Source organism: Clostridia bacterium, assembly GCA_012841935.1.
Lineage (GTDB): Bacteria > Bacillota > Peptococcia > DRI-13 > DTU073 > DUTS01.
This window is the reverse complement of sequence record DUTS01000085.1, coordinates 1-2,719: the sequence shown is the minus strand read 5'-3', so window position 1 is coordinate 2,719 and position 2,719 is coordinate 1. Positions and strand designations below refer to the sequence as shown.

Here is a 2,719-nt window from a genome sequence, read left to right as displayed (position 1 = left end):
GATCAAGCTTTTCAGGAAAAGGTTTTTACTTTAATTGGTTTAAAGAAAAGACCTCGTACGGAAATGCTACGATTTAGAATTTTTTATGAATTGGTTAAGGCTTTGGATGTTGAGATCGCCTCTGATGAAGATTGTGAACAACTATTAAATGAATTTACTGATAAGTGCACTTATTGTAAAAAAAATAATCTGATTTTGGGGACGGCAAAAGAAATTGGTCTTTTGCGGGGACGAAAAACCCCTACGGGATTAGTTTTGGCCATTGATCAACCGGTAACTAAGGCGGAATTGGCGGTATTGGCCCTGCGTTATTTAAAAATTATCGAGGAGGGCTGACAAAAAGTTAATAATTTGGTAAGCTAAAGATAGAAGTAATACATATGAGGTGGTCTATTGAAATTGTTTGTTCCGGAAATTCAGAGTAAATTACGTAAGCGAATGATTCGGGTACCGGAAATTATTAATACTGTTGGTGGTATTAATATTTTTGGTCGATTAATTAAATCTTTATTATTTAGTACAGATGTAGCTTTAATTAAAAATTGTAATGCTGATGCGGTAATTGCCGTTTATCCTTTTACTCCACAGCCAGTAATTACTCAAGCGATAATAAATGTATCTAGTGTGCCAGTTTTTTGCGGAGTTGGTGGGGGAACGACTACTGGCCATCGAGTGGTGGATATAGCCATTCACGCAGAACATCAAGGGGCCATGGGGGTAGTAGTTAATGCTCCCACAAAAAATGAATTGATAAAAGAATTAGCCCAAAAAATTGATATTCCAATTATTGTTACTATTGTTTCGGAAAGTGATGACATTACGGCTCGTTTGCAGGCCGGAACGGCTATTCTCAATGTTTCCGGAGCATCTAAAACACCTTTAATTGTGAAACAAATTCGTCAAGCTTATCCTGAGATTCCAATTATTGCTACAGGTGGACCTTGTGAGGAATCAATTGCACGAACCATTGCTGCAGGTGCCAATGCCATAACTTACACACCTCCGACTTCGGCGGAAATTTTTAAAGGAGTTATGCAAAATTATCGCAATCAAATAGATTGAGTATTTCGGCCAAACTTAGACTGATAGGCTTCCTTGTTTTTTCATAAAATTATAATTTTAAAGGAATTATATTTAATAGTTTGTACGATGAAATTTTTCCGGAAGGTAGGTGTGTACTGTGTTAAAGGTTAAAAGTAAACAGGGGCAAATAAAAGGTTGTTTATTGGGTGGGGCTATTGGTGATGCTTTCGGTGCACCTGTAGATTTGTTAAGCTTGGCTGAGATTAAGGAAAAGCATGGAGAACAAGGTCTGGTTGATTTGGTTTGTAATGCAGCAGGCAAGGCGGAAATTACAGATGATACACAACTTACTTTATTTACGGTGGAAGGACTTTTGCGGGCTGAAACTAGAAAAAGGGTGCGGGGTGCCTGTTATTTTCCTTCCATTGTTTATTATGCTTATTTGCGTTGGCTTTATACACAAGGATATCCTAAAAATAAGAAGATTGAAGATATTTATAATGGTTTTTTAATTCAGGTAAAAGATTTACATGAAAAACGTTCACCAGGTAAAACTTGTTTAACAGCCTTGTCCAGTGGAGATTACGGTACTTTGGATAAACGAATTAATGATAGTAAGGGTTGTGGGGGAGTTAAACGTATTGCACCAGTGGGTCTTTATTTTTCTACTAAAAATGCATTTGAATTGGGCTGTGAATGTGCGGCCCTGACTCATGGTCATCCAAGTGGTTATCTATCTGCTGGTTTTTTAGCTTATTTAATTGCTAAAATTATTTCCGGTGTGGAAATTAAAAGAGCAGTCCAAGCTTCTTTGGAAAAACTAGTTTTTTATGATGGTTATGAGGAATGTAATCAAAGTGTTCGCAAGGCTTTACGCTTAGCAGAAAGTGATCTAGAACCTGTACAAGCTATTAGCGAGATTGGTGAGGGACGTGTAGCAGAAGAGGCTTTGGCGATTGCTATTTATGCGGTTTTGAAACATCCGGATAATTTTAAACAAGCACTTTATGTGGCGGTAAATCATGATGGTGGTAGTAACAGTGCTGGGGCTATAGTAGGCAATATTCTTGGTGCTTATTTAGGTTTTGAAGGATTGCCCAAAGAATGGATAGAAAGAATTGAGTTAAGTGAATTGATTATTCGTTTGGCCGATGATCTTTTTACTGGTTATAAAGGAACGCTTGATTGGTGGCGGCGTTATCCTGGTTCATAAACAAAGGCCGCTTCCCCAACTACGGGAAGCGGCCTTTTAAATATATTGTATACTTATAGTTAAACTCTAGTTCCTTACTTGCAAATGTTATATATTGTGTCGTATGTTTATAGTTGTAAATAGGATTACTAGTTAAATAGCAGGAGGGAGGCCACTATTTTGAGTTTTAACGGAACAGCGGATTATCAAATAAACAGAGCCATTAAATTATTGGATTTAGATGAGGAGACCGCCAAAGCACTTTTGGAGCCAAGGCGTTCTTTGGAAGTTACTTTTTCGGTACGAATGGATGATGGTAGTGTTAGGGTTTTTAAGGGATATCGGGTTCAGCATAATGATGTAATGGGACCTGCCAAAGGCGGGATTCGCTTTCATCCTTTGGTAAATCTTCAAGAAGTAAAAGCCTTGGCAACTTTGATGAGTATTAAATGTGCTGTTATTGGTTTACCATATGGTGGTGGTAAAGGTGGTGTAACAGTTAAT

Annotated in this window: 4 protein-coding genes; all 4 read left to right on the top strand. The window is 37.7% G+C overall.

Going from position 1 to position 2,719, the window contains the following annotated elements:
- Nucleotides 1-336, top strand: a 336-nt coding sequence (locus tag GX687_04885; GenBank protein ID HHX96778.1) for a hypothetical protein, incomplete at its 5' end; no start/stop codon positions are given.
- Nucleotides 337-399: 63 nt separating this feature from the next.
- Nucleotides 400-1,062 carry a hydrolase gene (locus tag GX687_04880; protein ID HHX96777.1) on the top strand — a complete coding sequence of 221 codons (663 nt, stop codon included), beginning with the start codon at nucleotides 400-402 and terminating at the stop codon, nucleotides 1,060-1,062.
- 148 nt (nucleotides 1,063-1,210) lie between these two features.
- The gene (locus tag GX687_04875) at nucleotides 1,211-2,236 is read left to right on the top strand and encodes an ADP-ribosylglycohydrolase family protein (GenBank protein HHX96776.1); all 1,026 of its coding nucleotides are present in this window, start codon (nucleotides 1,211-1,213) and stop codon (nucleotides 2,234-2,236) included.
- A gap of 156 nt (nucleotides 2,237-2,392) precedes the next feature.
- Nucleotides 2,393-2,719 (top strand): glutamate dehydrogenase (locus GX687_04870; protein HHX96775.1); only part of this gene is annotated, 327 nt, incomplete at its 3' end.